The organism is Sphingopyxis witflariensis, from assembly GCF_002205635.1.
Lineage (GTDB): Bacteria > Pseudomonadota > Alphaproteobacteria > Sphingomonadales > Sphingomonadaceae > Sphingopyxis > Sphingopyxis witflariensis.
This window is the reverse complement of the sequence record NZ_NISJ01000014.1, coordinates 1-21,572: the sequence shown is the minus strand read 5'-3', so window position 1 is coordinate 21,572 and position 21,572 is coordinate 1. Positions and strand designations below refer to the sequence as shown.

Below are 21,572 nucleotides of genomic sequence, written 5' to 3'. Positions count from 1 at the left end.
GCTCACTATCAAAACCAAATGGAAACCGCCGTGTTCGGTCTTCAACTGCCGCGCATGCACTCGTCGACTATGGGCTCAAGCAAAGCATCATCGTAAGCACCATAATCCTTGAAGGCGCCGCGCTCGGCTGCTTTCTTGACTATGCACCCACATATCTGGCGGTGTGTGGACAAGTCGGGTCCAGATTTGACGGCCGTAGTGACGCACGCCTCGATGCGAGCGTTTTCGGTGCTGCTCGACGCGTCGAGCGCCTCCATCTCATTGCTGGTGCCCGCGGCGTCCCAGACGATCAGTGGGATGCCCACAATTGCGAAGAGGAGGCCAAAGCCTTTTGGTACCTGCGTGCCAGCCATGCCTCAGTCATGGCAGATACAAGTAAATGAGGCGTAATTGGAGTAGTCTGATGGTGTGGAAATCGCTTTGTCCGGGCGTCAGATTTTCCGGACGTTTACTTCGTTCCAGACAGTCGCACCCAATCCGGCCATAATGATCGCTCACGACCAGACGCCGCCAACCACTATATCGTCATCCCGGGCTTGATCCGGGATCCCGCTTTTCGAGACATCGACAAGTGCTTGATTTCGAGCGGGACCCCGGATCAAGTCCGGGGTGACGAATGGAGGTCAGCTTTCTGCCCCGAAGTGGGTAGTCACTTCGAATGTGCGATTGCGCTGCCTCAGTCCAGCGTCAGCATGTCGTCGAGCAGCGCCATCGCGTCGGCTTTGGGCGCGCCCGCGTCGAGGAGCGGGTTGAGGCGGTCGTCGAGGAGCAGGATCGCATAGCCATGGACCATGCTCCACGCGCGGGCGGCGTGGGCGCGGGCGGCGCGTTTGGCGGCGGGGTCGTCGGTGTGGAGTGCCTCGACTGCGCCGGTGAGTGTACTGAAGGCGCGGGTCATGGCTTCGTTTAGCGCGGGGCGCGTCTTGTCGAGGCGCTCGCCGCGAAACATCAGCTGGAACAAGCCGGGCTCGGCGAGGGCGAACAGGACATAGGCGCGGCCGGTGGCGTTGAGCTTGTCTCGCGGCGAGACCTCGGCCGCTGCCGCATTCGCCATGCTGTCGGCAAAGCGGGTGAAACCGATCGCGGCGAGTTCGCTCAGCAAGCCGGTCAAATCGTCGAAATGATTTTTGGGCGCGGCGTGCGAGGCGCCGACTTCGCGCGCGACGCCGCGCAGGGTGAGACCGGCGACGCCATCGCGGTTCACGATTTCCTCCGCTGCGGCGAGCAGGGCGGCGCGCAGGTCGCCATGATGATAGGGCTTGGTCATGGCGCGGCTTAGCGCTGTCATATTGACGCTGTCAATTTTGCACTTGACTTGGGCGGATGGCCTTCGCAATATTGACAGTGGAAATATTGGAGGTGCATCATGTCCAAGCAGCTTTTCTACGCCCTCGGCCCGCTGATCTTTGACTCGCTCGGGGTGATCGTCTTTGCCTTGCTCCTCGCGCTCGATGTCGATCTGATCGTCGCGACCGCTGCCGGAACCGCCGTCGCATGCGCGGTGGTGGGATGGGAACTGTTGCGCGGCCGCCCGGTGGCGGCGCTGCAATGGCTCAGCCTGGTGATGGTGCTGTTTTCGGCGGGGGCGACGATGCTGACCGGCGATCCGCGCTTTGTGATGGCCAAGCCGTCGATCGTCTATGTCGTGATCGGGGCCGCGATGCTGCGGCGGGGGTGGATGAACCGCTATGTCGCGCCCGAGGAATTGCCGCTGATCGGCGATGTGATGGAGAAATTTGGTTTCGTGTGGGCGGGCATGATGTTCGCGACCGCGGTCGCCAATCTGGTCGTTGCGATTGCCTTCACGCCGTGGTGGCCGGCGTTCATCGGCTTTTTCCCGATGGCGTCGAAGCTGGGGCTGTTCGCCGTCCACTTTGCGATTGTCCAGATTGTCGCGAACCGGCGGCGGCGGATGGGGGGCGCCGTTGCCGTCGAGTGATGACGAGACAGGCGCTAGACCTCTCTCGTCATCCCCCCTTCCCGGGAACGCCGATGTTATCGCGCGCCGGGAATGGCGACCCAGAGTTTCAGGGCGATCAACGATGCGGCGGCTTTTGCGCCGCATTGCCGCCGATCACGGCTTGATCCCATATCCGGCATAGATTTTGTCGATCTGGCCATTTTGAAGTCGGGCGAGGGTCAGGTCGGCGAGCGCGCCGACCTTGTCTTCGCTACGACCACGGATGATCCCTCGCATATAGAGCGAAGTGGGCTCGCCGGGGTTGAGCTTCAGCGCGGCATCCAGATCGGCGCGCGCTTCCTCGGCCCGGCCGAGCCTGAAATAGATCATCGCCCGGCTGTCGAGTGCCTCGGCGGCGTTCTCGCTCAGCTCGATCGCGCGCGTGCAGCCCTTGAGTGCGACATCCAGCTGGATCTCGCGTACTCCGCGAAGCCAGCATAATGCGTTGAGCAGGAAGGCGTCGCCGGGGCGGTCGCCGAGCGCTTCTGTGAGCAACACCGCACCTTCTTCGGCGCGAGCGGCTCTGCCGAGCGCTTCTGCCTTGAGGGTGACCCAATCGCGCTTGTCCTTGGCGCCTGCCATCTGTTCATCGGCGATCGCGATTGCGTCGGCGGTTCGGTCCAATTCGGTGAGCAAGCCGACTTTTTGCGCGAGCGCGTCTGTCGATCCGGGATTGAGCGCCAACGCCTCCTCGACATCCGCCAGCGCCCGCGCATTGTCGCCAAGCATGGCGTTCAGCCAGGCCCGCTGTTGATATATCTCTGCGGTCGGCGCGCGCGCGATTGCGGCATCATAGTCGGGGATCGCCGACTTATAGTCGAAGATGCCACTGTTGAAGGCCGCACGGTTCAGATAGTTGGCCGCTTCGTCGGGATTATCGTCAATCGCTTTCTGATAGGCGGCGAGAAGCGGGGCGAGGCGACTCCCTTTTCGAGCGCTCGCAATTTCTTCGACTCGTGACGGATAGCCTGCGGGCGCGCGCAAACGAAATTGGTTTTTCTTGAGCGCCGCCGCCTGTGCGCGCGCAGCTGGAAGCGCACTGGCGGGCAACTCGATGCCCTTTGTCCACATGCTCTCATGATCTTCGAACCGGTTTCCGTCCAGCCGCGCGTCGCGTTTCAAGACAAATCCGGCGATCTCGCGATCGGTCTGCGCTTCACCTTCGGCCGCGAAAGAGGCTTCACGCGGGAGCGTCAGGCCGACCCGATACTCCATGTACATCGGATTGCCGGTAGCGACGGGAATGTCCCGCCAGGCGGCCCGCGCGCGGTCGATTTCGAGCTTGAAATCGCCGATCATCCCATTGATCGCAAGATAGGGGCGTTCTTCGCTGCGATCCCAGATCAGATTGCCGATACCCTTGGCGCGGATCGTGCCAAGTCCCCGTTTCTCGTCGATCTCGATCGAGCGGCTGTAGATCACGCCGTTGCTGATAAAGTTGCCAAGCGTAGCCTGCGCGAACTCGCGAAGCTGATCGGGTTTTGCCTGCGCCTTCCATGTTGCCAGCGGTGCGGCCATCGCGCCACGAAGCGTGAAGGTGAGATCGAACAGCGGCGGAAAGGCCGTGCCCGCCGACTGGTCATAGTCGATGGCGATCGCCATTTGCGGCCGTGCCGGGCGCCGCTCCGGAAGCGCCGCGATATCATGACCCTCGCGTGTCAGCGGCAGCGTGAAGGCAAAGGAAGGCACATCGGCCAAGTCTTCGATATGCGTACCCGCGGTCGTACCGTCCAGCCAATGGTCGATGCCGTCGATCCTGGCTTCGACGATAACATGGTCGAAGGCGCCAAGCGTCGGCAACCGGTCACGCAGAAAATCACCGGATGTCGAATGAACAAGCGCCGCGCGCGCCTCGATACCCAGGCGGTCGAGTATCGCGAGCAAGAGCAGCGTCTTCGCCTTGCAGTCGCCATAACGGAGCGACCATGTCGCTTCCGGGGACTGCGGCACATAATTGCCATTCTCCATTCCGCGATAAAGATAGCGGATTTCGTTCTGTACGAGGCGCAGCGCAGCGTTGGCACGCGCCTTTGGATCGACGGTTGTGGCGGCGATCCGTTCGATTTCGATCGCGAGTGCCCCGCCGTCCTTGATCGTGCCTGCGGTCGCATAGACCGGCGCGATCGTACGCGACAAATCCGCCCAGGAGGTGAAAGTCGAGAATTCGAGCCCGGGCATCCGGCGGAAACGCAATGGCGCATCCTGCGGCATTTCGTCCTGTTTGGTGAGCGGGGAAGATTGTGTGAGGATATGATAGCCGGCCTGATCGCTTTCCGCAGGCGCGATACCCTTGCCGAACATCTTCCATTTGACGGGAAGGTCCTTCGGCCACAATATTCGTACCGACCCGGTCGCGATCGGCGCCGGTTCGGCGGGCAGATCGATCACCGCCTCGCCATTGCCCTTGAGCACGGACGTGCGTTCGACATGTGTCGTTGAAAAACGGACTGTGTCGCCAACGCGCAAATCCTCGATGGGCGCTATCGCGGTCAGTTGCCCATCGATCGCGCGCTGCTCCAGATCTTTTTCACGCCGCAGCACGTTGAGTTTCAGCCCCTGCGCAAGCAGGTCGATCGGTTTGCCATCGCGGATGATCTCGATCTTGTGGACAATCAGATCGCCGCGGTCGGGTTGCCAATCGAAGCTCATGTCGCTCCAGTTCCGCAGCGCCTCCGCTGTCTGGATGCGAAAGGCGCTGTCAGCGAAGGTCGATCTTTTGTCCCCTTCGATCAATATTTGCCGGTCGAGGAGCAGCCATGGCCGTGCGTCCGTTCCGTCGGTCAGCGGAGCCTTGTTCGGTGTGACCCAAGCGCCCGGCGGCGCATAGAGCGGCGCGTCAGCCGCAACCACCGGCGTCGCAAAAGATATCGCCGTAATGGCGAGATAAACTTTATAATCCAAGATATTCGCTCCCCAGTTTGGAGGAGCCTAGTCAAGAGTCGCCGTGGCGGCAATGTGCGACAGGACGCAAGATGGTGTTAGTTGGAGGAGATACCCGTTTTTGACACTTTATCTTCTCCAATGCTTGCGGGTGGGGCGGGCAGATGATCGCGTCCCAGCGTTTTTCGTGTCATTCCCGCGGAAACAAGACCAGGCGTTCGTCACCAAAGATCCGCGACCCCAATTATATGATGGGCGTGGGAGCGTAGCCCAACTTACCTTCGACATTTGCGGGCAAAAAAGCCATGGATCGTTTATTTGCCGTGAGATGGTCTGATCTGAAACACGCCGTATCAACTCCAGCTTGTTCCCGGGCGCCGAGTCCCGCTTTGCCGTTTGCAAATCAGGTCGAAGAAAACAGCTTCGTGCCGACAACGCCGATGACGATCAGCGCCATGAAGCCCATTTGTACGCCATTCACCTTCTCGTCAAAATAGATGATCCCGCCGATGATGACGCCGACGGCGCCGAGCCCTGTCCAGATCGCATAAGCCGTGCCGGCCGAAATGCCGCGCATCGCAAAGGCAAGCAGCGCCATATTCACAAAGCTCAAGGAAACGGGAACGATCGAGGCTTGCCATGTGCCGACGGTTGCGGCCCATTTCAGGCTGAGCGCCCAGACGATTTCGGTGCAGACGGCGATTGCGAGGATGATCCACGCCATATCAAATTCCTTCGAGTGCGGGCTCGAAAGAAATGGGCGCAAACCGGAAACCCGAAAGAGGCTGCGCGTATCGACAGGCGATGTTGTGCGGGCGCCATTAGGACCAGCGGTGTGAAATGGCAACCCGGGGTATGTTTGACGCGTGGCCGTGCGTCCCACCCCGCTGCGACTAGCGGAACAAGTCCGCAAGTCTCGCTATCCCTCCCGCTTGCGGGAGGGGAGGGGCGACGTTCTATGACCCCAGCCAGCCCGCTACATCGGTGGCGACCTTGTTGGCCGCGCGGGTCAGTGCGGCACCTGCGGCCTTCGCCTCGACCTTGCCGCCGAGCGCTTCGCGGGCCTCGAAACGCCGCTGGGTGACGCTCTTGCCCGCCGTCGATACCAGCATCGCCTGATAGACGACGACCGCTTCGTTGGTCTGCTCGTCGACGCCGAATTCCATCAGCTGTCCGGCGAGCTGTTCGCCCGGCGCGGTCAGATATTGGCCTTCGTCGAGGACGACGCGCGACGTGCGCGCCGACACGGTTTCGGAGAGCAGCCGCTGGAAGAGGCGCGACGGCGCCTCAACCCACTGCGCATCCTTCACATAGGCAACGCTGCCGGCGCCTTGCTGGACCGGGATACGAACCGTGCGCAGTTTTTGCGGCGCGGTGGGGATCAGGATCGTCAGGGTTGCTGCGTCGGCGGCGGTGCGTGCCGCGCCTGCCGCCGGGGCGGCATCGGCGTCGAGCGTGAGCAGGAAGGGCGGCGGCTTGGCACCGAAACTGACGCAGGCCGAAAGCGACACGGCGCCAAGGGCCAGGAGCAGGGGCATGCGAAGACGGCGGGTCATAGACAGGATCCTCATGGCTTGTAATCCGGCAGCTTGTTGCCGCCGATGACCGCACCCGCGCCCTGCTGGTCGAGCTTGTCGGTCAGGCTGGACAGGGTGGACGACGTGCGGCGCAGGTCGCGGATCAACGCATTGGCTTCGGGAATGGTCGTTTCGCTGAAGGTCTGAAGCCCGGGTCGTGCGTCGGCGATCGCGCCTTCGAGCGTCGCCATCGATGCGCTCGCCGATTTCAGCGTGTCGCGCAAATTGGCCATTGCCGGGTCGACGTTGCGATCGATCGTGCCCTGCGCCGACGCCGCGAGGCTGCCGATCTGCTCTGCGGCATTGCCCGTCTGCTGGATCGCGATGCGTGTATCGGCGAGCGCCTTTTCGATCGCGGGGCCGTTGCGCGCGAGGATTGCGGTCGACTGTTCGACATTTTTCAGGATGCCGGTGAAGCTCGCCTGATTTTCATCATCGGCCAGCTCGGCGAGCCGTTCGGTCAGCGTCGACAGCCGCTGAAGCAGTTGCGGCGCGGTGTTGAGCAATTCGCCGAGCCCGCCCATGCGGTTGGGAATCACCGGTTTTCCCGCGGGGCCCTTGTCGGCGATCGGCGGCGCGCCCTTGACCCCGCCGTTGAGCGAAATCTGCGAGACACCGGTAAAGCCGACGCCTTCGAGCGCTGCGGTGGTGCCCTGAACGATCGGGATGCCTTCATTGACCTCGATGCGGACGCGGACGAATTGCGGGTCGTCGGGAAGCAGCGCGATTTCGCGGACCTGGCCGACCGGCACACCCGAATATTGGACCTGCGCGCCCTTGGTCAGCCCGTCGACCGATTGTTTGAAGAAAATATCAAATTCGCGCTTGGGCCCGCCGCTGTCGTTGGCGAGCCAGACGACGAAAAAGGCAAGCGCCGCCGTGAACAGCAGGACGAAGGCGCCAACCAGCACATTGTTCGACCGTGTTTCCATCAGCTTTTCCTATCCTGCCGCTCGGCGGCGATATTGCAGCCCGCTGCGGCGCGGCCACGCGGCCCGTTGAAATAATCCTGTATCCACGGATGCTCGGTGGCAAGCAGTTCCGGGATCGTCCCGACCGCGATCACCTTCTTTTCCGCGAGCACCGCGACCCGGTCGCAGGTGGCGTAAAGCGTATCGAGATCATGGGTGATCAGAAAGACGGTCAGGCCCATCGTATCGGCGAGTTCGCGGATCAGTTCGTCGAATTTCGCGGCGCCGATCGGGTCGAGACCAGCGGTTGGTTCGTCGAGGAAGAGCAGCGCGGGGTCGAGCGCGAGCGCGCGGGCGAGCCCGGCGCGCTTGACCATACCGCCCGACAGTTCGGCGGGAAATTTGGGACCGGCGTCGGGGGGAAGGCCGACCATCGCAACCTTATAGGCGGCGATTTCGTCGAGAAGCTGCTGGTCGAGCCGCGGATAATATTCGCGCAGCGGGACCTGAATATTCTCGGCGACGCTCAGCGTCGAGAAGAGCGCGCCGCCCTGAAACATCACGCCCCAACGGCGGCGCAGGTCGCGCGATTCTTCTTCATTGGCGATGGTGTCGAGCGTCTTTCCATAGACCTCGATCTCGCCCGCCGCCGGGGTTTGCAGCCCGACGATCGAACGCATCAGTACCGATTTTCCGGTCCCCGATCCGCCGACGACGCCCAATATTTCGCCCGAGCGGACGTCGAGGTCGAGCCCCTCGTGGATCACCGCTTCGCCGAACTGGTTGCGCAGCCCGCGAATACGGATCGCATAGTCGAACTTTTCGGGGCGCACGGCGTCGGCGGCCGCCAGCTCTTCCTGAATCTCGGCCCGGGTCTCGTCGCTCATCAATTCCACCCGATCGACGAGAAGAAGACGGCGAACATCGCGTCGAGGACGATGACGAGGAAGATCGCGGCGACCACGGCCGACGTCGTGCGTTTGCCGACTTCCTCGGCGTTCTGGCGCACCTGCATCCCTTCGTAACAACCGGTGACGCCGATCAGCAGGCCGAACACGGGTGCCTTGATCAGCATGATCCAGAAATCGGTCATCGGGATGATTTCGCGCAGCCGCTGGATATAGGTCAGCGGCGGCATATCGAGCCCGACCCAGACAAAGGCGCCGCCGCCCATGATCGCACAAATGCTGGCGTAAAAGCCGAGCAGCGGCATGGTGATCGTCGCCGCCGCGACGCGGGGCAGCACAATCGCTTCCATCGGTGACACGCCGATCGTCCGCATCGCGTCAATCTCTTCGGTCAGCTTCATCGTGCCGATCTGCGCGGCAAAGGCCGACCCCGACCGGCCCGCGACCATGATCGCGGTCATGAGCAGACCCAGTTCGCGGATCGAGGCGCGGCCGACGAGGTTGATCGTGAACACCTCCAGCCCGAACTGCCGCAACTGTACCGCGCCCTGCTGCGCGATGACGATGCCGATCAGGAAGCTCATCAGGCCGATGATCGGCAGGGCGTCGAGGCCGACGGTCTGGAAACGGGTGACGATGGCGTTCCAGCGCAGACGGCGGCGCGCGCGAATCTGGATGCCGAGCGCGATGATCATCGCGCCGAAAAAATCGACGATGCCCAGCAGTTCGTGCCAGATCGAACGGCTGGCGGTGCCGATTTGATCGAGCATGCGGAGCCATGCCGGGCGGCGGTCGTTGTGGACGCGATATTCGCTCTTGTCGCTCGCAAGGGCGTCGAGCAGGCGGCGTGCCTCGTCGCTCGCACCGATGACCTTGGCGCCATGTTCGTTGACCGTGCGCGTTACGATCCACGCGCCGACGGTGTCGATTCGGTCGATGGACGACAGGTCGAGCGTTGAAATGGGGCCAAGCTCGCCAAGCCGTGTGGGCACATCGCCTAGGCGCGCGAGCGTCAGCCGACCCGAAAACCGGACCTCGGCGCCACTGGCACCCTCGCTATGTTCGAAATCCGCACTGGCCACCATCGTGCGGAGGACATTGGAGGATTTGCCCTGGAACGGCAAGTGAATCCCGCCCCTTGGCCGCCGGGCGGCGCGGCCCTATGAGCGGGGGATGGAAGTGCCGCCGACCCCCGACTACGCCCACCGCGTTGCCATGTACGATATGGACCGCACGATCACCCGCGCGGGGACCTACAGCGGTTTTTTGATCCATGTGGCGCGCCGGCGTCAGCAGTGGCGACTGCTGCTGTTGCCGCTCGTCGGAATCGCCGGGGCGGCTTACTCGCTCCGCCTGATCGACCGTTCGCGATTGAAGGCGATCAACCTGCGCCTGCTCGTCGGCAAGCGCTTTGCGCGCGCCGAAATCCTGCCGCTCGCGGAAAGCTATGCCGACAAGGTGGTCGCTGGCGGGCTACATCCCGCCGCGCTCGAACAGATCGCGGCCGATCGTGAGGCCGGATATCGCCTGTTGCTCGCGACCGCATCCTTTCATCTTTATGTCGACGCGATTGCGCGGCGGCTGGGCATCGATGACGTGCTCGCGACGCGGCTCGACGAGCCCGACGGCGCCGACCATATCCATGCCCGGCTGGCGGGCGACAATTGCTATGGCGAGGCGAAGTTCGCGCGGATCGCCGACTGGCTGGCCGCGAACGCGATCACCCGCGATGGCGCCCATATCCGGGCTTATTCGGACCATGTGTCCGATCACCCGATGCTGCGCTTCGCCGACGAGGCGGTGGCGACGACGCCGTCGCGAAAGCTCAAGCGGCTGGCGCCACGCATGGGGTGGCAAGTCGTCGACTGGCGCGCGCGAAAGTAAGGCCCCTCCCGCAAGCGGGAGGGGGAGCAAGCTCAAACCGCCGTCAGCGCCTGTTCGAAATCGGCGATCAGGTCGTTCGCATCTTCGATCCCGATCGAGATGCGCACCAGATTGTCGGTGATTCCCATTGCCTTTTTGCGCGCGTCGGGAACCGACAAATGCGTCATCGCGGCCGGGTGGCTGGCGAGGGTTTCGGTGCCGCCGAGGCTGACCGCGAGTTTGGCGATCTTCAGCGCGTCGAGGAAGCGGAAACTCTCTTCCTCGCCGCCCTTGATGAACAGCGAAAAGGTCGATCCGGCACCGGTGCAGTGGCGGTCGAAAATATCCTTTTGCGACCCGTCTTTCAGGAAGCCGAGATAGCCGAGCCCATCGACCTTGGGATGATCACGCAGGTAAGCGCAGACCTTTTCGGCATTTTCACCCGCACGGCTCATCCGCAGCTCGACGGTTTCGAGGCTGCGCAGCAGCATCCACGCGGTGTGCGGGTCGCAGATCGTGCCGATCGTGTTGCGCATCATGCGAATGGGGCCGAGCCAATGCTTTGACCCCAGCACGCCGCCCGCGACCAGATCGCTGTGGCCGCCGGCATATTTGGTCAGGCTATAGAGGACGATGTCGGCGCCATGCGCGAGCGGTTTCGACCAGAGCGGGCCGAGGAAGGTATTGTCGATCGCGATCGGCGGCTGTGCGCCTTCGGGAAAGGCGGCGGTCACTGCGGCGCGCATCGCCTCGACATCGACGAGCGCGTTGGTAGGGTTTGCCGGGCTTTCGAGATAGACCATCGCGACCTTCCCGCCCTGCGCCGCCGCCATTTCCTTTGCGCGTTCCAGAATCGCATCCATCTCGGCGCGCGATGCTTCGGCGGGGAAGTCGACATAGGTGGCGCCGAAACGCGACAGGATGCGCGCGATCAGCGTTTCGGTCGCGGCATAGAGCGGACCCGAATGGACGATCACGTCGTTCATGCTGACATGGGCGAGCAGCAGCGTCGCGATCGCCGACATGCCGCTGGAAAAGACCAGCGCATCCTCGGCCTTTTCCCATACGCCGAGGCGGGCCTCGAGGATTTCCTGATTCGGGCCGTTGAAGCGCGAATAGACGAGGCCGTCGGCGCCGCCGGGGCGCTTGCCGGTGATGCCTTCGAAATGGCGTTTGCCCGCCGCCGCGCTTTCGAAGGCGAAGGTCGAGGTCAGGAAGATCGGCGGCTTGAGCGATCCTTCGGACAGCATCGGGTCATAGCCATAGCCCATCATCAGCGTCGACGGCGACAGCGGATGGCCGCCGATTTCGGTGACGTCCTTCTTCGGCTTGCGGCGCGAAGTGGTGCCGGTCAGGTCGCTATTGTCGATGGGGGGCATGGGGTAACTCCGATAAAATGGTTTCAACGGAAACTAGCGACCTTTTGCCCCGGGGTCACCCCAGCATTGCGATCGCCCAGATCACCCCGATCAGCAAAGGCACGCCGATGATGTCGAGCGCGAGGCCCGCCTTCAATATGCGCGGCAGCGCGATATGGTCGGTCGCCCAGGCGAGCGCATTGGGTCCGGTCCCCGACGGCAGCATGAAGCCCCAGCTTGCCGCCATCGCGACGGGCAGGGCGAGCAGGACCGGATCGACGCCGGTCGTCGCGATCAGTGCCGCGAGTACGGGCATGATCCCGCTTGCGGTCGCGACATTGCTGGCGAATTCGGTGACCAGGATCGTCAGCGCGACGATGATCGCCGCGAGCAGGATCGTGGGGATGCTGCCGAGCGGCGCGAGCACCGCACCGAGCCATGCGGCCAGCCCGCTGGCGGTGATCGCGGCGGCGAGCGCAAGGCCGCCGCCGAACATCATGATCACGCCCCATGGCGCGCGGTCGGCCTCTTTCCAGACGAGCAAAGGCCGGCCGGTGCCGTCGGGCAGGACGAAGAGCAGCAGGCTTCCGGCGACGGCGATGGTGCCGTCGGTCAGAGCCCCCTTGGGCAGATAGGGCTCGAGCCAAGGCTGCGCGATCCAGGCGGTGAGGACGAGCAGGAAGACGGGGACGACGCGGCGCTCGGCGGTCGACCAGATCGCCTGATTACCGAGCGCGGCGGCGGCTTTCCGGCCGTCGAAGGGATGGTCGGCGAGCCGCTGGACTCGCGCGATGATGACCATCGCGATCGGGATGGAAAGCAGCACGATGGGGACGCCATAGATCGCCCAGTCGAGGAAGGAAATGCGCAGACCCAGCGACTTTTCGATGAGGGCCGCTGCGATCGCGTTGGTCGGGCTGCCGACCAGCGTGCCGAGCCCGCCGAGCGACGCGGCGAAGGCGATGCCCATCATCACCGCGCCGGCAAAGCCGTTCGTCTCGCCTTCGCCAATCCCGCCGGCGCGGACGACCGCGAGCGCGATCGGGATCATGATCAGCGTGGTCGAAGTGTTCGATATGAACATGCTGAGCAGCGCGGTCGCTGCCATGAACGCGAAGAGCAATCCGGTCCCGGTCGGAGCCGCGCGTTTGAGCAGTGCCAGCGCGAGCCGCCGGTGCAGCCCGACGCGCTCGATCGCGAGCGCGAGAAAGGCACCGCCGAGGATCAGGAACAGGATCGGCGAATAATATTCCTTGGCGATGGCATTGGCGTCCATCACCCCGAAGGCCGGGACGAGCAGGAAGGGCAGGAGCGCGGTGACGGTCAGCGGCAGCGCCTCGGTCATCCACCAGATCGCCATCAGCACCGTCATCGCGGCGACGTGCCAGGCGGTGGTTTCCATACCCGCCGGGGCCGGAAGCATCAGCATCGCGATAAAGACGGCGAGGCCGCCGCCGAGCCCCCACAGGCGCGTTTGTGTCATCCGTCCCCCTTATATGTCGTTGTTCGTCCGTCGCTATTTCAGGCCGATCACCGACAATTGGCGGCCATAGCTGTTTTCATTTTTATGGCACGCGCGGCGATAGCTGAAATAATCCTCGGCCTCGACATAGGTGTCCTGCCCGCCGATGGCAATTCGCCGCACCCCCGCCGCCGCGACGCGCGCGGCGACATAGGCGGCGATGTCGAACATCGCATGGCCCGGTCGTCCCGCGGCGAAGAAATGCTCGTTGGCGGGATCGTCGGCGGTGAAACGCTCCACGAAATTCTCGTCGACCTCGTAGGAAGCACGCGCGATGCACGGTCCGATCGCGACCGCGATGTTGGCGCGGGTGGCGCCGAGGCTTTCCATCGCGGCGATCGTCGCGTCGGTGACGCCTGCCAGCGCGCCTTTCCATCCAGCGTGGGCCGCGCCCACGACGCCTGCTTCGGGATCGGCGAACAGCACCGGCACACAGTCGGCGGTCAGGATACCGAGCAAAATGCCGGGGGTTCGCGTCGCGAGCGCATCGGCCTCGGGCCGCGCGGCCAGATCGCTGTCACCGTCGACGATAAGGCAGCGGTTGCCATGGACCTGATAGAGGCCGGTCAGCGTTGCACCGGGCAGCACCGCATCGGTCACACGCCGCCGGTTCTCGGCGATCAGCGCGGGATCGTCGTTCGATCCCAGTCCGCAGTTGAGCGAGGCGAGCTCGCCGGTCGACACCCCGCCGCGGCGTCCGAAAAAGCCATGCGCGATGTCGCCCAACGACGGTGCGGTGGCGAAAGGGACTGTCACAGGTCGAGTCTCCATATCCGGTCCTCGTCGATATGATTGCCGACGCGAAACGGGTTGCGGCCGACATCGACGAAGCCATAGCGGCGATAAAAGGCCTGCGCGCGCGGGTTTTCGGTGAAGACCGAGAGGTAGAGGATCGACGCGCGCTCGCGCGCCCACGCAATCCCCCATTCCATCAGCGCCGCGGCGATGCCGGTGCCCTTCGCGGCCTCGCCGACATAAAGCTGGTGGAGCTCGGTCGCATCGTTGCCCGGCTGGCCCGCGGGAAGGTTGAAATCGATCGGCCCCATTTTAACGAAACCCGCAATTTCGCCGTCCTCGCCGCGGGCCAGCGCGATCGTCCAGTCGGGATCGGCCAGCTGGGCGCGGATGCGTTCGGGTGGATTCCAGTCGGTCAGGAAGGTCGCCAGATCGGCGGGGTCATAAATATGGCCGAAGGTGCGTTTGAAGGCCTCGGTCGCGAAGCGGCTCAGAGCCTCGGCATCTTCGTCGCGGGCCAGAATCAAATTCGTCATGCTGCCTTTCCAGTCGCGCCAAATCCTTCGGGGTGGGGCCAGCCCGGCGCGTGGATGGCCATGACCTTGAACAATTCGCCCATCGCGTCGGGCTTCACCAGCCGGTCGCGTTGCGCCGCCAGTTCGTCGGCACGACCGGGCGCGGCGCGGGCCAGCGCCTGCGCCCGCGCGTCGATGCCAAGGGCTTGCAGCCACGCCCCTTGGCCCACAGGGCCCATGATGCGGACCCCGGCGCGCTTCGCGGCGTTGGCGAGCGCGGTGAAGTCGACATGGGCGGTCAGGTCAACCTCGCCCGGATCGACGAACGGATCGGCGAAGGCGTGCGCCTTGACCGCCTGCAAAGTGTCGCCCGCGGCGGGGCCGCGATAACCATAGTCGATTGTCAGCATCGCGCCGCCCTGACGCGCGATGCGAAAGGCACATTCCTGCATGATCGCGGCGCTGATGGGGGCGGTTTCGACGATCGCGCCCTCGCTCCGCTGGCGCAGTGCGGCGGGGACGGCATCGTCGGCCGGAAGGTCGCCGGGAAGGGGCACCAGCTTTCCGTCTCGCTGTCTCACCACCCGCTCGCGCCAGCCGTCTGCAGTCTTCACATATTGGTGGATCGGCAGCGCGTCGAAAAATTCATTGGCGACGATGATCGCCGCGTCGGTGTGGGGAAGGTCGGCGACATGGTCATGATGCTGCGCCGTCGGCAGCCGCGCCAGTTGCGCCGCGCGCAGCGTCGGGCTGGTTTCGACCAGATGGACCCCCAACGGCGTGCAGCCGAAGCGCGCCATCGCGCGCAGCGCATCGGCGGCGAGCGTGCCGCGTCCGGGGCCAAGCTCGGCATAGCGAAAGGCGGGGCTTCCCGCGCGCAGCCATAGGTCGGCGATCCATATGCCGACCATTTCGCCGAACATCTGGCTGATCTCGGGCGCGGTGGTGAAATCGCCTGCGGCACCCAGCGGATCGCGCGTTGCATAATAATGCGCGTTGGCCGCCGCCATATAATCGGCGACGGTCATGGCGCGTGCGGCGGCGATATCCCTGATAATCTGCTCGGGGCTTGGTGGGCCGTCAGGCAATGCTGTCGATTCCCGCGACGGGCTCGACGCGCTGGCGGCGGCCCTTGGCGGTGGCGACGAGCCACACGCCGATCAGGATCATCGGCACGGTCAGCGTCTGGCCCATCGTCAGCCCCCACGACAGGGTGCCAAGCTGGACGTCGGGTTCGCGCACAAACTCGACCGCGAAGCGGCTGAGGCCATAGATGATCGCCGCCATTCCGAACAGGAAACCGGGCTTGTAACGCGCATCGGTGCGCCAGAAGAAAAAGGCGAGGATGGCCATCATCAGCAGGCCTTCGAGCCCCGCTTCGTAAAGCTGGCTCGGGTGGCGCGGGTCCATCGTGCCGCTGCCCGGAAAGATGATCGCCCAGGGAACGGTCGTCGCGCGGCCCCACAATTCGCCATTCACGAAATTGGCGAGGCGACCGAGGAACAGGCCAAAGGGAACGACGCAGGCGACATAGTCGCAAAAACGCAGGAAGCTGAGCTTGTCCTTCTTCGCCATATACCAGATCGCGATCAGCACGCCGATCGTCCCGCCGTGCAGCGACATGCCGCCGTCCCACAGACGGAAGATGCCGATCGGGTCGTCCAGATAGGCGCCGAGATTATAGAAAAGCACATAGCCAAGCCGTCCGCCGATGATGATGCCGAGCATGGCATAGAAGATCAGATCGTCGGCGTGGCGGCGCGCCATCGGGGCGCCGGGCTGGGCGATCAGCTTGAGCAGATACCAGTAACCGAGGAAGATGCCGGCGAGATAGGCGAGCGCGTACCAGCGGATGGGCAAACCGAAGACGCTGAACGCGATTTCGCTATTCTCTCCCATCAGATCATGGAAGTTCACATATTGCGTTGCTTCGGTTAGAGTTGCAAAAAGAAACATAAGTTCTCGAGACCTTCCCCAGGATAGGCCTTCCCCATAAGGGGTAAGTGCATCGAGACCAAGAGGAGAGATACCCCATGCCATCCGCGCTCGATCTGCGCCTGGAAGCTGCCTTTAATCTGATCACCGGCCCCGGTGGGCCGATCCAGATCGGGTCCGTCGAACGCTTTGGCCGGCAGCTGCCGTTCATCACCAATGCGCCGACCAATCTGGCCGATTATGTCGCCTTTTTCGCGATGCAGCATGGCGACGCGACCTTCCTCGTCGAGGGCGACGAGCGGCTGAGCTTCAAGCAGGTCTATTTGGCGGCGCGTCAGGTCGCGGCCGGGCTGATCGACGGCCACGGCGTCCAGCGCGGCGACCGCGTCGCGATCGCGATGCGCAACGCCAATGCCTGGTGCGTGACCTATTTGGGCGTGCTGATCGCGGGCGGCTGCGCGACCCTGCTCAACGGCTGGTGGCAGGGCGCCGAGCTTGCCGCGGGGATCGAGGATAGCGAAGCCAAGCTCGTCATCGCCGATCCGCAGCGCGCGGTGCGTCTGGCCGAAGCGACGCATGGCGCTAAAGTGATTACGCTCGATATCAGCAAACCCCTTGCCGAGGCGATCGCTCCGATCACCAGCGCGGGCGGGAGCGCCGACACGGTGTTGCCGACGCTGACGGGACAGGATCTGGCGACCATCCTCTTCACCTCGGGCTCGACCGGCCAGTCGAAGGGCGCCTATTCGCGGCATGAAGCGGTGGTGCAGGCGATCTTCAATTATGTCGCCCAGACCGCGGGCATCGTTGTTCTGCTGACGCAGGACGGCCAGATGTCGGACATTCAGCCTGCGACGCTGGTTTGCACTCCGCTCTTCCACGTCACCGCCGAAATTCCGGTGTTCATGCAGAGCCTCGCGCTCGGCCGCAAACTGGTGCTGATGCCGAAGTGGAACGCCGAGGAGGCGATGCGGCTGATCCAGGACGAGCAATGCAATTATTTCGTCGGCGTGCCGCTGATGAGCTACGAGATTCTCGTCCATCCGAACCGCTCGAAATATGATCTGTCGACGTGCAAAAGCTATGCGGCCGGCGGCGCCCCGCGCCCGCCCGAGCATGTGAAGCGCCTTGCCGAGGGGATGGACGGCGGCAAGCCGCTGCTCGGCTATGGCCTTACCGAAACCAACGCCGTTGGCTGCGGCAATCTCAACGAAAATTACATCGACAAACCGCTGTCGACGGGGCCGGCGTCGAAGCCGCTCGTCGATCTCGCGATCCTCGACGACAATGGCAATGAACTGGCGCAAGGTCAGGTCGGCGAAGTGTGCATCCGTTCGGTCGCCAATTTCGAGGGCTATTGGAACAATGAAGCGGCGACAAAGGCGGCCTTCTTCGACAATGGCTATTTCCGTTCGGGCGACCTCGGCTATCTCGACGAGGACGGCTATCTCTTCATCGTCGACCGCAAGAAGGACATCATCATCCGCGGCGGCGAAAATATCAGCTGTCAGGAAGTCGAAGCCGCGATCTACGAGCATCCCGAGGCGAATGAGTGCGCGGTGTTCGGCCTGCCCGACGAGCGCCTCGGCGAAATCGTCGGCGCGGTGATCTGGATGAAGCCGGGCAGCACGGTCGACGCCGATGCGATGTGTGCCTTCCTAGGTCAGCGTCTGGCGCCCTATAAGGTGCCGGCGCAAATCTGGATGTCGAACGACGCCTTGCCGAAACTCGGTAGCGAAAAGATCGACAAGGTCTCGTTGCGCAACCAGTATCGCGAGGCGTTTGGCGCGCAGGCGGTCGCGTAGCGAATCAAGGGAAGGAGCGAATGGGGATGTTGGCCGCGCCGGATGCCCCCGTCGTTCCTTCCGAAGCTGCGCCGCCGGTGCGCGTCTATCGCCACCGACTGCCCACCCGCATCTGGCATTGGGTCAATGCCGTTACCCTGCTGATCCTGCTGATGAGCGGGTTGATGATCTTCAACGCCCATCCGCGCCTCTATTGGGGCGAATATGGCGCGAATGCCGACCCGGCGTGGCTGGCGATCGGGGCGACGCCGAAAACCGGCTATTTGCGCGTTGGCGAGTGGCGGGTCGAGACGACCGGCGTGCTCGGCCGCTGGACCGACGCGACGGGGGAGGAGCAGACATGGGCCTTTCCCGGCTGGGCGACGATCCCGACCAGCTATAATCTCGCCGATGGGCGGCGCTGGCATTTGTTCTTCGCCTGGGTGCTGTCGATCGGGCTGACGCTCTACATGCTGTGGACCGTCTTCGGGGGCCATTTGCGCAAGGATTTGCACCTCCGCCGCGCGGAATGGTCGCCGCGGCATATCTGGCGCGACATCAAGGATCATGCCCGGCTGCGCTTCCCGACCGGCGAGGCCGCAGCGCGCTATAATATTCTCCAGAAATTCAGCTATATATCGGTCATCTTTATCATGCTGCCGCTGATGATCGCAACCGGGCTCACCATGTCGCCGGGGTTCAACGCCACCGCGCCGTGGTTGCTCGATCTGTTCGGCGGGCGCCAGTCGGCGCGTTCGATCCATTTCATTATCGCCTTCGGCCTCGTCGCCTTCTTCCTCGTCCATATCGTCATGGTGCTGCTCGCGGGGCCGGTGAACGAGATACGCTCGATGATCACGGGCTGGTTCCGCCTGCGGCCCGATCGGGGCGAGGGCGCATGAGCGAATTCATCCTTCCGCGCCGCCAGTTGATCGCGCGCGCCGCGGGTTTCGCCGCGCTGCCGCTGCTTTCGGGCTGCGACGCGATCAACGACGCGCCGGTGGTGCGCAAAATCCTGTCGATGGGCGAGGTGATGCACCAGCATAGCCAGCGCGCGCTGACCGATCGCAATGCCCTCGCGCGCGAATTCACCCGCGCCGATCTGTCGCCGACATTCCGTCCCAACGGCACGCGGCTGCCCGAGGGCGCAGCTTATGCTGCGCACGCCGCGCGGGGATTTGCCGATTGGCGCGTTACGGTGTCGGAGCTGGTGAACACGCCGCTGTCGCTGTCGCTCGCCGATATTCGCGCGATGCCGCAGCGGACCCAGATCACCCGTCACGATTGCGTCGAGGGATGGAGCGCGATCGGCGAATGGACGGGGGTGCAGCTGAGCCATCTGCTCGCAGCGGCAGGGCTCAGGGATCGTGCGCGTTTCATCGTCTTCCGCTGCGCCGACCGTATCGGTGACGCCAATTATTACGAAAGCTGCGACCTTGTCGACGCGCTGCACCCGCAAACAATCCTCGCCTGGGCGCTCAACGGCCAAGTCTTGCCGATCGCAAACGGCGCGCCGCTGCGGCTGCGCATCGAGCGGCAGTTGGGATATAAACACGCCAAATATCTGACCGGGATCGAGGTCGTCGCTAGCCTTGACAGTATCGGTTCAGGCAAGGGCGGATATTGGGAAGATCGTGTTGATTATGAATGGTATGCGGGCATCTGAACGCAACCTTCTCGCGCCCGAACTGTTGTGAGATTGCTCCCATGTCGATATTGCGCCCGTTTCTATCCCGAATTGTCCGACAAGGCCGACTGACCGTCGTTGCGCCCGATGGGACGACGGAAATCTTCGGGCAATCCGCGCCCGGCTATCCCGACATCACCATCCGCTTTGCCCACAAGGCCGCGATGCGCCGCATCATTCTCGACCCGCGGCTCGGCGCGGCGGAGGCCTTCATGGACGGCGATCTGGAACTGGTCGACGGTGACATCATGGATTTCATCGGCCTGATCCGCATGAACACGCCCTGGGATCGCGGCGAGAAGCTCAAGGATAAAACGCGCGTCGGCGAATGGTTCGACGGGATTAAAACGCGGCTGAACTCGATCAATCGCCGCCGTCAGTCGCGCGCCAATGTCGCGCACCATTATGACACCGGCAACGACCTCTACCGCCTCTTCCTCGATGAGGACATGCAATATAGCTGCGCTTACTGGTCGCGGCCGGACATGACGCTCGACGAAGCGCAGGTGGCCAAGAAGGCTCACATCGCCGCCAAGCTGGCGCTGAAACCGGGGCAACGGATACTCGATATCGGCTGCGGCTGGGGCGGTATGGCGATCACGCTGGCGAAGCTCGAACAGGTCGAGGTGCTGGGCATTACCCTTTCCGAAGAACAGCTCGCGCTCGCGCGGCAGCGCGCAAAGGACGCCGGGGTGGCCGACCGCGTGCGCTTCGAACTCATCGACTATCGCGACCTTGCCGAGCGCGAACCCGGACGGTTCGACCGTATCGTCTCGGTCGGCATGTTCGAGCATGTCGGGGCCGCCAATTTCGAAACTTTCTTCCGCGCCGCCGCCAATCTGATGACCGCCGACGGTGTGATGCTGCTCCATACCATCGGCCGCTTCGGCGGACCCGGTGCAACCGATGCCTTCACGCGCAAATATATCTTCCCGGGCGGCTATATCCCGGCGCTCAGCGAAACGCTGGCGGCGAGCGAGAAAAGCCGCCTGATCGCCACCGATGTCGAGACGCTGCGGCTCCACTATGCGCTGACGCTGCGCCAATGGTATGTGCGGACGGTCGCGCATGAGGGCGAGATCGTCGCGATGATGGGCGCGCGCTTTTTCCGCATGTGGACCTTCTACCTCGCCGGGGCGACCGCGGCGTTCGAAAGCGGCGGCATGGGCAATTACCAGATCCAGTTCGCGCGCAGCCGCCACGCGCTGCCGCTGACGCGCGACTATATGGGCGAGGCCGAAAAAAGCTATCTTCAGCGTCGCGACGTGAAAGGTGGACGGACATCCGCTTAGGGGTGGGAAGCGGACAGTCTGCTTCATGTTAGGTAGGCATGCGTGCAGACCAATAAACTCGAGCAGCTTCATTGCTTGCGCGCAGAACTTCTCGTTTACTATCCAGCGCTATCTTTACTGAAAGCACAAACTTGAAGGGAAGTGATGTGGCGAACGAACAGGAGTTTAGCGAGCGAGCCAAAGCTAGAATATTTACAGACGATCCAAGCCACCGGCCTGCCTTGGACGACGCGACGGAGTTCGCCAGGAATCTGAAGCAGCGCGGCGAAGCAGCAAGAGGTTTGAATAGAGACCTCCTGACTGACGTCCCATTGCTCTATGGATCGCCCGGTCCTTTGGAAGCCAATGGGGATTCCGGTATCGTTCTCGCACAAATTCACCGCGAAGAAATGGTTCGGAAAAATGGGGGCGGAATTTCAAGTTTCGGACCTGAAGCGCCTACCGCCCGACTTCCCCTTGAACGCGCGACGACAGCGCTGGCGATGCTACTCGCGATAATCTATTTTTTGGCACGTTAGACTAGGCCGTGTTGACAAAAGACTTCAGCCATAGGCGCGTAGCGGCGAGGTTGAGGAAGCTCTCGAACGAGAGCAGGGTTTTGTCATAGCGGGTTGCGATGCGTCGTTGCTGTTTGAGTTTGCCGAA

At 63.3% G+C, this 21,572-nt stretch carries 21 protein-coding genes; 7 read left to right on the top strand and 14 right to left on the bottom strand.

The window, feature by feature from the left end; all coding sequences use genetic code 11:
- Positions 1 to 41: 41 nt before the first annotated feature.
- Both CDQ91_RS18640 and CDQ91_RS18635 read right to left on the bottom strand, forming a co-directional pair.
- Entirely contained in the window at positions 42 to 353 is a 312-nt protein-coding gene (locus CDQ91_RS18640; protein WP_088474212.1) for a hypothetical protein, read from the bottom strand.
- 323 nt (positions 354 to 676) lie between these two features.
- Complete coding sequence (locus CDQ91_RS18635; RefSeq protein ID WP_158213721.1) at positions 677 to 1,267, bottom strand: TetR/AcrR family transcriptional regulator; 591 nt, start codon at positions 1,265 to 1,267, stop codon at positions 677 to 679.
- Positions 1,268 to 1,366: 99 nt separating this feature from the next.
- Here CDQ91_RS18635 and CDQ91_RS18630 point away from each other — a divergent pair, with 99 nt between their 5' ends.
- Positions 1,367 to 1,939, top strand: coding sequence for an inner membrane-spanning protein YciB (locus tag CDQ91_RS18630; protein WP_088474210.1), 573 nt, complete (start codon positions 1,367 to 1,369; stop codon positions 1,937 to 1,939).
- Between the two features lie 135 nt (positions 1,940 to 2,074).
- Here the strand turns inward: CDQ91_RS18630 and CDQ91_RS18625 are convergent, their stop codons facing one another.
- The 6 genes from CDQ91_RS18625 to CDQ91_RS18600 form a co-directional block, all read right to left on the bottom strand.
- Positions 2,075 to 4,861: a DUF3857 domain-containing protein gene (locus CDQ91_RS18625; RefSeq protein WP_088474209.1), complete on the bottom strand. Its 2,787-nt coding sequence runs from the start codon at positions 4,859 to 4,861 to the stop codon at positions 2,075 to 2,077.
- A 382-nt stretch (positions 4,862 to 5,243) separates the two neighbouring features.
- Entirely contained in the window at positions 5,244 to 5,564 is a 321-nt protein-coding gene (locus CDQ91_RS18620) for a DMT family transporter (RefSeq protein ID WP_088474208.1), read from the bottom strand.
- A gap of 232 nt (positions 5,565 to 5,796) precedes the next feature.
- Positions 5,797 to 6,396 carry an ABC-type transport auxiliary lipoprotein family protein gene (locus tag CDQ91_RS18615; protein ID WP_088474207.1) on the bottom strand — a complete coding sequence of 200 codons (600 nt, stop codon included), beginning with the start codon at positions 6,394 to 6,396 and terminating at the stop codon, positions 5,797 to 5,799.
- An 11-nt stretch (positions 6,397 to 6,407) separates the two neighbouring features.
- Positions 6,408 to 7,349 carry an MlaD family protein gene (locus CDQ91_RS18610; protein ID WP_088474206.1) on the bottom strand — a complete coding sequence of 314 codons (942 nt, stop codon included), beginning with the start codon at positions 7,347 to 7,349 and terminating at the stop codon, positions 6,408 to 6,410.
- A complete protein-coding gene (locus tag CDQ91_RS18605; RefSeq protein WP_237246053.1) occupies positions 7,349 to 8,215 on the bottom strand; it encodes an ABC transporter ATP-binding protein in 867 nt (288 codons plus the stop codon). Before CDQ91_RS18605 ends, CDQ91_RS18610 begins: the two co-directional genes overlap by 1 nt.
- Complete coding sequence (locus CDQ91_RS18600) at positions 8,215 to 9,321, bottom strand: MlaE family ABC transporter permease (protein WP_088474205.1); 1,107 nt, start codon at positions 9,319 to 9,321, stop codon at positions 8,215 to 8,217. Before CDQ91_RS18600 ends, CDQ91_RS18605 begins: the two co-directional genes overlap by 1 nt.
- Positions 9,322 to 9,409: 88 nt before the next feature.
- On the opposite strand from CDQ91_RS18600, the gene CDQ91_RS18595 reads away from it, so the two are divergent.
- Positions 9,410 to 10,120 (top strand): HAD family hydrolase, encoded by a 711-nt coding sequence (locus CDQ91_RS18595; protein WP_088474204.1) that lies wholly within the window; start codon positions 9,410 to 9,412, stop codon positions 10,118 to 10,120.
- Positions 10,121 to 10,152: 32 nt separating this feature from the next.
- Here CDQ91_RS18595 and CDQ91_RS18590 read toward each other — a convergent pair whose 3' ends face one another.
- From CDQ91_RS18590 to lgt, 6 genes are read right to left on the bottom strand one after another with little or no spacing between them, the layout of a single operon-like run.
- A complete protein-coding gene (locus tag CDQ91_RS18590) occupies positions 10,153 to 11,478 on the bottom strand; it encodes a cystathionine gamma-synthase family protein (RefSeq protein WP_088474203.1) in 1,326 nt (441 codons plus the stop codon).
- A 55-nt stretch (positions 11,479 to 11,533) separates the two neighbouring features.
- Positions 11,534 to 12,940 carry an SLC13 family permease gene (locus CDQ91_RS18585; protein WP_088474202.1) on the bottom strand — a complete coding sequence of 469 codons (1,407 nt, stop codon included), beginning with the start codon at positions 12,938 to 12,940 and terminating at the stop codon, positions 11,534 to 11,536.
- Positions 12,941 to 12,973: 33 nt separating this feature from the next.
- On the bottom strand, positions 12,974 to 13,750 hold the full coding sequence (pgeF, locus tag CDQ91_RS18580; protein WP_088474201.1) for a peptidoglycan editing factor PgeF: 777 nt from the start codon (positions 13,748 to 13,750) through the stop codon (positions 12,974 to 12,976).
- Positions 13,732 to 14,250, bottom strand: a complete 519-nt coding sequence (locus tag CDQ91_RS18575; RefSeq protein ID WP_088474200.1) for a GNAT family N-acetyltransferase — start codon at positions 14,248 to 14,250, stop codon at positions 13,732 to 13,734. The genes pgeF and CDQ91_RS18575 overlap by 19 nt, the downstream gene beginning before the upstream one ends.
- Positions 14,247 to 15,257, bottom strand: a complete 1,011-nt coding sequence (locus CDQ91_RS18570; RefSeq protein ID WP_088474199.1) for a class I SAM-dependent methyltransferase — start codon at positions 15,255 to 15,257, stop codon at positions 14,247 to 14,249. The genes CDQ91_RS18575 and CDQ91_RS18570 overlap by 4 nt, the downstream gene beginning before the upstream one ends.
- 52 nt (positions 15,258 to 15,309) lie before the next feature.
- Positions 15,310 to 16,185, bottom strand: a complete 876-nt coding sequence (gene lgt, locus CDQ91_RS18565; RefSeq protein ID WP_088474198.1) for a prolipoprotein diacylglyceryl transferase — start codon at positions 16,183 to 16,185, stop codon at positions 15,310 to 15,312.
- Positions 16,186 to 16,262: 77 nt separating this feature from the next.
- On the opposite strand from lgt, the gene CDQ91_RS18560 reads away from it, so the two are divergent.
- From CDQ91_RS18560 to CDQ91_RS21090, 5 genes are all read left to right on the top strand, one after another.
- Entirely contained in the window at positions 16,263 to 17,969 is a 1,707-nt protein-coding gene (locus CDQ91_RS18560; protein ID WP_088474197.1) for a class I adenylate-forming enzyme family protein, read from the top strand.
- 26 nt (positions 17,970 to 17,995) lie between these two features.
- The gene (locus CDQ91_RS18555; protein WP_088474285.1) at positions 17,996 to 18,850 is read left to right on the top strand and encodes a cytochrome b/b6 domain-containing protein; all 855 of its coding nucleotides are present in this window, start codon (positions 17,996 to 17,998) and stop codon (positions 18,848 to 18,850) included.
- Positions 18,847 to 19,614, top strand: a complete 768-nt coding sequence (locus CDQ91_RS18550) for a molybdopterin-dependent oxidoreductase (RefSeq protein ID WP_088474196.1) — start codon at positions 18,847 to 18,849, stop codon at positions 19,612 to 19,614. Before CDQ91_RS18555 ends, CDQ91_RS18550 begins: the two co-directional genes overlap by 4 nt.
- A gap of 41 nt (positions 19,615 to 19,655) precedes the next feature.
- Positions 19,656 to 20,927, top strand: a complete 1,272-nt coding sequence (locus tag CDQ91_RS18545) for an SAM-dependent methyltransferase (RefSeq protein WP_088474195.1) — start codon at positions 19,656 to 19,658, stop codon at positions 20,925 to 20,927.
- A gap of 146 nt (positions 20,928 to 21,073) precedes the next feature.
- Positions 21,074 to 21,445: a hypothetical protein gene (locus CDQ91_RS21090; RefSeq protein WP_144036822.1), complete on the top strand. Its 372-nt coding sequence runs from the start codon at positions 21,074 to 21,076 to the stop codon at positions 21,443 to 21,445.
- Positions 21,446 to 21,572: the final 127 nt, after the last annotated feature.

Excerpts from the sequence above, each read along its gene's own strand:
- CDQ91_RS18640 (WP_088474212.1), bottom strand. The coding sequence starts at position 353 with ATGGCTGGCACGCAGGTACCAAAAGGCTTTGGCCTCCTCTTCGCAATT.
- CDQ91_RS18635 (WP_158213721.1), bottom strand. The coding sequence starts at position 1,267 with ATGACCAAGCCCTATCATCATGGCGACCTGCGCGCCGCCCTGCTCGCC.
- CDQ91_RS18630 (WP_088474210.1), top strand. The coding sequence starts at position 1,367 with ATGTCCAAGCAGCTTTTCTACGCCCTCGGCCCGCTGATCTTTGACTCG.
- CDQ91_RS18620 (WP_088474208.1), bottom strand. The coding sequence starts at position 5,564 with ATGGCGTGGATCATCCTCGCAATCGCCGTCTGCACCGAAATCGTCTGG.
- CDQ91_RS18615 (WP_088474207.1), bottom strand. The coding sequence starts at position 6,396 with ATGACCCGCCGTCTTCGCATGCCCCTGCTCCTGGCCCTTGGCGCCGTG.
- CDQ91_RS18610 (WP_088474206.1), bottom strand. The coding sequence starts at position 7,349 with ATGGAAACACGGTCGAACAATGTGCTGGTTGGCGCCTTCGTCCTGCTG.
- CDQ91_RS18605 (WP_237246053.1), bottom strand. The coding sequence starts at position 8,215 with ATGAGCGACGAGACCCGGGCCGAGATTCAGGAAGAGCTGGCGGCCGCC.
- CDQ91_RS18600 (WP_088474205.1), bottom strand. The coding sequence starts at position 9,321 with ATGGTGGCCAGTGCGGATTTCGAACATAGCGAGGGTGCCAGTGGCGCC.
- CDQ91_RS18595 (WP_088474204.1), top strand. The coding sequence starts at position 9,410 with ATGGAAGTGCCGCCGACCCCCGACTACGCCCACCGCGTTGCCATGTAC.
- CDQ91_RS18590 (WP_088474203.1), bottom strand. The coding sequence starts at position 11,478 with ATGCCCCCCATCGACAATAGCGACCTGACCGGCACCACTTCGCGCCGC.
- CDQ91_RS18585 (WP_088474202.1), bottom strand. The coding sequence starts at position 12,940 with ATGACACAAACGCGCCTGTGGGGGCTCGGCGGCGGCCTCGCCGTCTTT.
- pgeF (WP_088474201.1), bottom strand. The coding sequence starts at position 13,750 with ATGGAGACTCGACCTGTGACAGTCCCTTTCGCCACCGCACCGTCGTTG.
- CDQ91_RS18575 (WP_088474200.1), bottom strand. The coding sequence starts at position 14,250 with ATGACGAATTTGATTCTGGCCCGCGACGAAGATGCCGAGGCTCTGAGC.
- CDQ91_RS18570 (WP_088474199.1), bottom strand. The coding sequence starts at position 15,257 with ATGACCGTCGCCGATTATATGGCGGCGGCCAACGCGCATTATTATGCA.
- lgt (WP_088474198.1), bottom strand. The coding sequence starts at position 16,185 with ATGTTTCTTTTTGCAACTCTAACCGAAGCAACGCAATATGTGAACTTC.
- CDQ91_RS18560 (WP_088474197.1), top strand. The coding sequence starts at position 16,263 with ATGCCATCCGCGCTCGATCTGCGCCTGGAAGCTGCCTTTAATCTGATC.
- CDQ91_RS18555 (WP_088474285.1), top strand. The coding sequence starts at position 17,996 with ATGTTGGCCGCGCCGGATGCCCCCGTCGTTCCTTCCGAAGCTGCGCCG.
- CDQ91_RS18550 (WP_088474196.1), top strand. The coding sequence starts at position 18,847 with ATGAGCGAATTCATCCTTCCGCGCCGCCAGTTGATCGCGCGCGCCGCG.
- CDQ91_RS18545 (WP_088474195.1), top strand. The coding sequence starts at position 19,656 with ATGTCGATATTGCGCCCGTTTCTATCCCGAATTGTCCGACAAGGCCGA.